This is a genomic window from Tibeticola sediminis (assembly GCF_003843835.1).
Lineage (GTDB): Bacteria > Pseudomonadota > Gammaproteobacteria > Burkholderiales > Burkholderiaceae_C > Tibeticola > Tibeticola sediminis.
The window spans coordinates 1,048,644-1,055,579 of sequence record NZ_RKQL01000001.1; the positions used below are offsets into that span (position 1 = coordinate 1,048,644).

Here is a 6,936-nt window from a genome sequence, read left to right on the forward strand (position 1 = left end):
CGCCGCCCATGAATTTCCTGCCCAGCTGGCCGCCCGAGATCAACACCTTGCTGCTGTTCGGCCTGCTGCTGTTCGGCGGGGCGCTGGGCGGGTATTTCGCGCACCGGCTGCGCTGGCTGCCCAGCATCACCGGCTTCATGGCCGTGGGCCTGGCGGTGGGGCCGCAGGGGCTGGGGCTGATCGGCCCCGAGGGCATGGCCCAGGCGAAGGTCATCGTCGACGTGGCGCTGGCGCTGATCCTCTACCGGCTCGGCCTCTCGCTCGATCTCAAGGCCTTGCTGGCGGACCGGCGGCTGCTGCTGGTGTCGCTGGCCGAAGGGGTGGCCACGTTTGTCCTCATCTACGCGGCGCTGGCGCTGGTGGGCGTGAGCGGCGTGGTGGCGGCGGTGATTGCCACCATCGGCATTTCGTCCTCGCCGGCGGTGCTGATCCACGTCGGCCACGAGCTCGGCGCCAGCGGCCCGGTGACGGAGCGCGCCCGCGCGCTGGTGGCGCTCAACAACATGATGGCCTTCGTCGCCTTCTCGGCGGTGCTGCCGGTGCTCTACCAGCACAACGACGCGGGCTGGGCGGTGACGCTGGGTGCGCCGGCATGGCGGCTGCTCGGCTCGGCGGCGCTGGGTGTGGCGCTGGGCTGGCTGCTGCACTGGGCGGCGCGGCGCACCAAGCGCGCGTCGCAGTACCACCTGGCGCTGGTGATCGGGGCGGTGATGTTCGCGCTGGGCGGCTCGCAGTCGCTGCACCTGTCGGGGCTGTTCGCGCCGCTGGTGCTCGGGGTGACGGTGCGCAGCCTGGAGCAGCAAAGCCTGATCGCGGACCTGGCGTTCGGCGCGGCGTTTGAGCTGTTCTTCATCGCGCTCTTCGTCTACGCCGGCGCCAATCTGCACCTGGCCGAGATGTGGCATTACGCGGCGGCGGCCGGCGCCTTCGTGCTCGCGCGCGGCGCGGCCAAGCTGATCACCGTGGGCGGCGTGGGCTATCTCACGGGCGTGCCGGTGCGCCAGGGCCTGAGTGCGGGCCTGCTGCTGATGCCCATGGCGGGCCTGGCCATCGGGCTGACCGCGACCACGCTGAACCTGTTCCCCGAGCAGGGCGCGGCCGTTTCGGCGGTGGTGCTGGCGGCGGTGGCGGTGCTCGAAACTATCGGGCCGCCGGTTGCCGCGCAGGCCTTCCGCTGGTCGGGCGACCGGCTGGCCGCCGATGAACCCGACAAGGAGATACATGGCTGAACTGCAAAGTTTCTGGGGCGAGTGGATCCGCCCTTCGGCGGGCTTTCCCGCGGTGCAGTGGGCGCTGCTGCTGGCCGCAGCCGCCCTGGCCGGCCAGTTGCTGCAGCGGCTGCTGGCGGTGCCGGCCATTCTGGGCTACTCGGTGGTGGGCGCGCTCGCCGGGCTGGGCGGCTTTGCGGCGAGCGCCTGGCCGCTGACCGGGCTGGGGCGCTTTCTGCTGGAACTGGGCTTGTCGGTGGTGCTGTTCGAGGCGGGCTCGCGGGTGTCGCTGCGCTGGTTCCGCCACAACCCGATGGTGCTGGTGCAAAGCGTGCTGGAGGCGGGCCTGAGCTTTCTGGCGGTGCGCACGCTGCTGACCTGGCTGGCCGTGCCAGATGCGGTGGCACTGCCGCTGGCGCTGATCGGCATGGCGGCCTCGCCGGCGGTGCTCTCACGGGTGGCGCTGGATCTGCGGGCCTCGGGGCCGGTGACGGAGCGCGCCCGCACGCTCACCACGCTCAACACTTTGTATGTGCTGACCATTGGCGGCGCGCTCGCGGGGCTGGGGACGTCCGCCGGTGGCGACGCGGCCGCAGCGCCGCTGCGGCTGGCGGCGCTGCAACCGGTGCTGGTGGTGCTGGGGCTGTCCTTCGTCGCGGCGGCACTGATGGCGCTGGCGATGCGGCTGGTGCTGATGCTGCCCGCGGGCTCGGTCGAGCACACCGCCATCGTGCTGGTGGCGCTGCTGGCGGCCTTCACCACTCTGGGCGCGCACCTCGGCGGCTCGGCGCCGCTGGCCGGCCTGCTGGGCGGCTTGCTGCTCAAGCAGATCGACCCGCGGCCCTGGCGCTGGCCGGCCACGCTGCAGACGCTGGCCAGCCCCTTGGTCCTGCTGATGTTCGTGCTGGTGGCGGCGCTGGCCGCGCAGGGCGACTGGAGCCCCGCGCTCTGGGCCTCGGTGGCGGCGGTGCTGGCTGCGCGGCTGCTGGCCAAGGCGCTGGGCCTGGTGCTGGGCAGCGTGGGCGGCGCCTTGCGGCCCTCGCAGGCGCTGTGGGTGGCGGCGACGATGTCGCCCATGTCGGCGGTGGCGCTGGTGCTGACCTCGCAATTCGCCAGTGCGCGGCCGGCCCAGGCGGCCGACATCGCCGCGCTGGCGCTGCCGGCAATTCTGGTGATGGAGCTCCTCGGCGCGATGCTCGCGGCGCACGCGCTGCGCCGCGCAGGCGAGTGCCCGCCGTCCGCGGGCCTGGGCGGCGGCACGCCCGCGCCGACGAACAACGAGAAGGGAGGCCGCGATGGCGCTTGAAGCCTTCACCACCTCGAGCGCGCTGTCGCTGGGGGTGGAACTCGAACTGCAACTGGTCAACACCCACGACTACGACCTCGCGCCCTATGCCGAGGACATGCTGCGCCTGATGCGCGCGCAGAAACTGCCGGGCAGCGTGGTGCCGGAGATGACCTCGGCGATGATCGAGATCTCCACCGGCGTGTGCCACAGCAGCGCGGAGGTGCTGTCGCAGCTCGCGCAGATCCGCGATGCGCTGGTGCGCGCGGCCGACCGGCTGGGCATTGCGGTATGCGGCGGTGGCACGCATCCGTTTCAGCTCTGGCACGAGCGGCGCATCTACGACAAGCCGCGGTTTCGTGAACTTTCGGCGCTGTACGGCTATCTGTCCAAGCAGTTCACCATCTTCGGCCAGCATGTGCATGTGGGCTGCCCCGATGCCGACACCGCGCTGCGCACGCTGCACCGCATGTCGCGCTACATTCCGCACTTCATTGCGCTGTCGGCCTCCTCGCCGTATGTGCAAGGGCATGACACGGCGTTCGACTCGGCGCGGCTCAACTCGGTGTTTGCCTTCCCGCTGTCGGGGCGCGCGCCCTTTGTGACGCGCTGGAGCGATTTCGAGGCCTACTTCGACAAGATGACGCGCACCGGCGTGGTCAAGAGCATGAAGGATTTTTATTGGGACATCCGCCCCAAGCCGGAGTACGGCACCATCGAAATCCGCGTGTTCGACACGCCGCTGACGGTCGAGCGCGCGGCAGCGCTGGCCGCCTATGTACAGTGCCTGGGTGCGTGGTTCATGCGCGCCGAGCCGTTTGAGCCGCATGAGGACGATTACCTCGTCTACACCTACAACCGCTTCCAGGCCTGCCGCTTCGGGCTCGACGCGATCTACGTGGACCCCGGCAGCGGCGAGCATCTGTCGCTGCGCGAGCATCTGTTGCAGAGCTTCGAGCGGCTCGCGCCCTATGCGCAGACGCTCGACGCCACGGCCGGCCTGGCGCTGCTGCGCGAGAGCGTGGAGCGCGGCCATAACGACGCGCGCTGGCTGCGGGAGCAGCAGCAGTCCGCGCAGTGGCTAGGCGAAGTGGTGCGCCAGGCCGGTCGGCGATTCCGTGCCGACGCGCGTTGAGCACCTGTGCGCTTGCATGAACGAAGCCGCCGCGCCCGCATTCTTCACAGCATTGCCTCCCGAACGCCTGCCCGCCACCGCCCCATGACCCTGCGCATCGGCATCACCGCTCGCTTGCTGCACGAACCGCCGGCGGGCCTGGGCCTGCCGCTCAAGCCTTTGCAGTTCCTCGAGAGCTCTATGGCGCACTGGATCATGGCGCATCGCGCCCTTGCGCTGATGGTGCCCTTCATCGACGAACGCGCCCCGTTCGCCATGACTCCCGCGCCCACGGAAGACATCGTCGACCTGCTCGACGGCCTGGTGCTGCAAGGCGGCATCGACATCTCGCCCGAGGCCTACGGCGCCGAGCCGCTGCCCGGCCCCTGGCCGCACGACCCGGTGCGTGACCGCTACGAGCTCGCGCTGCTGCGCGCCTTCATCGCCGCGGGCAAGCCGGTGCTGGGCGTGTGCCGCGGCGCGCAACTGCTCAACGTGGCCCTGGGCGGCACCCTGGTGCAGGACATTCCCACCCAGCGCCCCGGCGCCGTGGTGCACCAGGACTTGAACCGCTACGACCGGCTCACCCATGCCGTGCGCTTTACCGCCGGGTCCGACCTGCGGGAGATCTATGGCCCGGGAGCGCATCGCGTCACCAGCATCCACCATCAGTGCGTGGACCGGCTGGGCACGGGGCTCGCCGTCGAGGCGGTCTGCCCCGACGACGGGGTGATTGAGGCGATCCGGCTCAAAGGCGCGGGCTTTGGGCTGGGCGTGCAGTGGCACCCTGAGTTCCACCTCACCCAGCGCGACCAGGCGCTGGGCCTGCTCGACAGCGGGCCGATGATGCAGAGCTTCCTCGCCGCCGCACGCCATCGCGCGCGGCGGCTGCGCGGCCGTGCGCGCGCCACCCCCACCCCGGCGGCGCCGCAGCCATGAGCCAGCTGGGTGAGTTCGAGCTGATCGAGCGCTTCTTCCACAGAAGCGGCAAGACCGCGCCGGGCGTGGCCCTGGGCATCGGCGACGACTGCGCGCTGCTGGCCCCCACGGCGGGCCAGCAACTGGCCGTCTCCAGCGACATGCTGGTCGAAGGCCGGCACTTCCTGAGCACCGTTGCGCCCGAGCGGCTGGGCCACAAGGCGCTGGCGGTGAATCTTTCGGACCTTGCGGCCTGCGGCGCGCGGCCGCTGGCTTTCACGCTCGCGCTGGCCCTGCCGCGGCCAGACGCCGCCTGGCTGGAGGGTTTTGCGCGCGGGCTGTTCGCTTTGGCCGATGCGCATGGCTGCGCGCTGGTGGGCGGCGACACCACCGCCGGTCCGCTGAACCTGTGCATCACCGTCTTCGGCGAGGTGCCACCGGGCCAGGCCCTGCGGCGCAGCGGCGCGCGCGTGGGCGACGAGCTGTGGGTCAGCGGCACACCGGGCGAGGCGCGGCTGGCGCTCGAGGTGTTTCGCGGCACGCTCTCGCTGCCGCAGGCCGCGTTCGAGCGCGTGCGCGCACGCATGGAAACCCCCACCCCGCGCGTGGCGCTGGGGCTCGCGCTGCGCGGCATCGCCAGCGCCTGCGCCGATGTGAGCGACGGGCTCGCGGGCGACCTCGGACACATCCTCACCGCAAGCGGCGTCGGCGCGTGTATCGACGCCGCAACTGCTACATCTTTACTAGCGAAACCGGACCAATTGGCGCTGGGATACGGCGAAATTCCCCCTGAAAAACGTCTGGAGTGGGTGCTCGCCGGGGGCGACGACTACGAACTCGTGTTCACAGCCCCGGCCGCGGCGCACGGAGCGGTGTTGCGCGCCGCCCAGGCGGCCGGCACGCCGGTCACATGCATCGGCACGATCGAAGCCGCGCCGGGCCTGCGCCTGCGCGCAGCCGACGGCCATGTCCGCCCCTGCCCCTACGGCGGCTTCGACCATTTCGCCTGAGTTGCCGCCGAAGTCGGGGTCAGCGCTGCGGATAATGAAACCATGCCCATCGAAACCACGCCCTCCGCTGCATCCCCCGACGCCGCCGACCGGTCTGCATCCGTGCCGGAAGCCGGCCCGGCAGCATGCCCCGCCTCGAGCCTGCCGCCGCTGCCGCCGCGGGCCACGGCGCGCTTCATGCTCGCGCATCCGGCGCATGCGATTGCGCTGGGCTTCGGCTCGGGCCTGTCACCGGTCGCGCCGGGGACGGCCGGCACGCTCTGGGCCTGGCTGGCGTGGGCGGCGCTTGCACCCTGGCTCACACCGGCGCAACAAGGATTTTTCATCCTCGGCGCGTTGCTGGTGGGCTGGTGGGCCTGCACCGTCACCGCGCGCAACCTCGGCACCGACGACCCGAGCGCCATCGTCTGGGACGAGGTGGTCGCTTTCTGGCTGGTGCTGTGGCTGCTGCTGCCTGCGGGTTGGCTCGCGCAGGCGGTGGCGTTTGCGCTGTTTCGCGCGTTCGACGCCATCAAGCGCGGCCCCGTGGGCTGGGCCGACCGGGTGTTTCACGGCCGAAGCTGGCGCGGCGGCTGGGGGATTTTGTTCGACGACCTGGTCGCTGCGTTCTGCACGCTGCTGGTGATCGCCGCCTGGCGCGCCTGGCTGGCCTGAGAGGCTGAGAGGGAATTGGTCATGCCCGCTTTGACGCCCCAAAACACGCCCGATTCCCTCTCAGCCTCTGAGGGCCCCGGGCGTGGCAGCGGGGTCGCTCTGTTTTCAGGAGCATGAAATGACCGAAATACGCTGGGAACTGGCCGAAAAACTGCAAAAACTCGGCTGGATGATGGCCACCGCCGAAAGCTGCACCGGCGGCCTGATCGCAGCGGCCTGCACGGACCTGGCGGGCTCGAGCGCCTGGTTCGAGCGCGGCTTCGTCACCTACTCCAACGCCGCCAAGGCCGAACTGCTGGGTGTGGACCCCGCGCTGATCGAGCGCTTTGGCGCCGTGAGCGAGCCCGTGGCGCGCGCGATGGCCGAGGGTGCGCTCCGACACGCGCATGCCCAGATGAGCGTCGCCGTCACCGGCATCGCGGGCCCGACCGGCGGCAGCCCTGAAAAGCCCGTGGGCACGGTTTGGTTCGGCTGGAGCCTGCGCACACCCGAGGGTGGGCTGCACACCGAAACCGAGTACCGCCGTTTCGACGGCGACCGCGCCGCGGTGCGCGCGCAAACGGTGGCGCATGCGCTGGCGGGCATCGTGCGCCGGTTGAACCTAAATCCGGCAGTTGACCGCTGCTCGCGTAAAGCAAGGTATTGATGTTTCAGCAATTTTCGGTGCGCAGGCCGTTCACCGTTTGGGTGAGCGCTGCGCACCCGTTCGAGTCGCCCTCGGGCGCGGGGGCGGCGTTGCAAATCCTC

The 6,936-nt window shown here is 70.8% G+C and carries 7 protein-coding genes; all 7 read left to right on the forward strand.

What is annotated here, in order from left to right; all coding sequences use genetic code 11:
- Positions 1–8 precede the first annotated feature (8 nt).
- The 7 genes from EDC62_RS04875 to EDC62_RS04905 all read left to right on the forward strand — a co-directional run bounded on the left by EDC62_RS04875 (position 9) and on the right by EDC62_RS04905 (position 6,835).
- A complete protein-coding gene (locus EDC62_RS04875; RefSeq protein ID WP_124220998.1) occupies positions 9–1,229 on the forward strand; it encodes a cation:proton antiporter in 1,221 nt (406 codons plus the stop codon).
- Positions 1,222–2,514 carry a cation:proton antiporter domain-containing protein gene (locus tag EDC62_RS04880; protein WP_124221000.1) on the forward strand — a complete coding sequence of 431 codons (1,293 nt, stop codon included), beginning with the start codon at positions 1,222–1,224 and terminating at the stop codon, positions 2,512–2,514. The genes EDC62_RS04875 and EDC62_RS04880 overlap by 8 nt, the downstream gene beginning before the upstream one ends.
- Entirely contained in the window at positions 2,504–3,628 is a 1,125-nt protein-coding gene (locus EDC62_RS04885; protein WP_124221002.1) for a YbdK family carboxylate-amine ligase, read from the forward strand. The genes EDC62_RS04880 and EDC62_RS04885 overlap by 11 nt, the downstream gene beginning before the upstream one ends.
- Positions 3,629–3,712: 84 nt before the next feature.
- The gene (locus tag EDC62_RS04890) at positions 3,713–4,546 is read left to right on the forward strand and encodes a gamma-glutamyl-gamma-aminobutyrate hydrolase family protein (protein ID WP_124221004.1); all 834 of its coding nucleotides are present in this window, start codon (positions 3,713–3,715) and stop codon (positions 4,544–4,546) included.
- A gap of 5 nt (positions 4,547–4,551) precedes the next feature.
- Entirely contained in the window at positions 4,552–5,535 is a 984-nt protein-coding gene (gene thiL, locus EDC62_RS04895; RefSeq protein ID WP_124221167.1) for a thiamine-phosphate kinase, read from the forward strand.
- 42 nt (positions 5,536–5,577) lie between these two features.
- Complete coding sequence (locus EDC62_RS04900) at positions 5,578–6,189, forward strand: phosphatidylglycerophosphatase A family protein (protein ID WP_124221006.1); 612 nt, start codon at positions 5,578–5,580, stop codon at positions 6,187–6,189.
- 118 nt (positions 6,190–6,307) lie between these two features.
- Positions 6,308–6,835, forward strand: a complete 528-nt coding sequence (locus tag EDC62_RS04905; RefSeq protein ID WP_124221008.1) for a CinA family protein — start codon at positions 6,308–6,310, stop codon at positions 6,833–6,835.
- Positions 6,836–6,936: the final 101 nt, after the last annotated feature.

Bases quoted from the DNA above. Each gene is read 5' to 3' on its own strand.
- EDC62_RS04875 (WP_124220998.1), top strand. From the start codon at position 9: ATGAATTTCCTGCCCAGCTGGCCGCCCGAGATCAACACCTTGCTGCTG.
- EDC62_RS04880 (WP_124221000.1), top strand. From the start codon at position 1,222: ATGGCTGAACTGCAAAGTTTCTGGGGCGAGTGGATCCGCCCTTCGGCG.
- EDC62_RS04885 (WP_124221002.1), top strand. From the start codon at position 2,504: ATGGCGCTTGAAGCCTTCACCACCTCGAGCGCGCTGTCGCTGGGGGTG.
- EDC62_RS04890 (WP_124221004.1), top strand. From the start codon at position 3,713: ATGACCCTGCGCATCGGCATCACCGCTCGCTTGCTGCACGAACCGCCG.
- EDC62_RS04900 (WP_124221006.1), top strand. From the start codon at position 5,578: ATGCCCATCGAAACCACGCCCTCCGCTGCATCCCCCGACGCCGCCGAC.
- EDC62_RS04905 (WP_124221008.1), top strand. From the start codon at position 6,308: ATGACCGAAATACGCTGGGAACTGGCCGAAAAACTGCAAAAACTCGGC.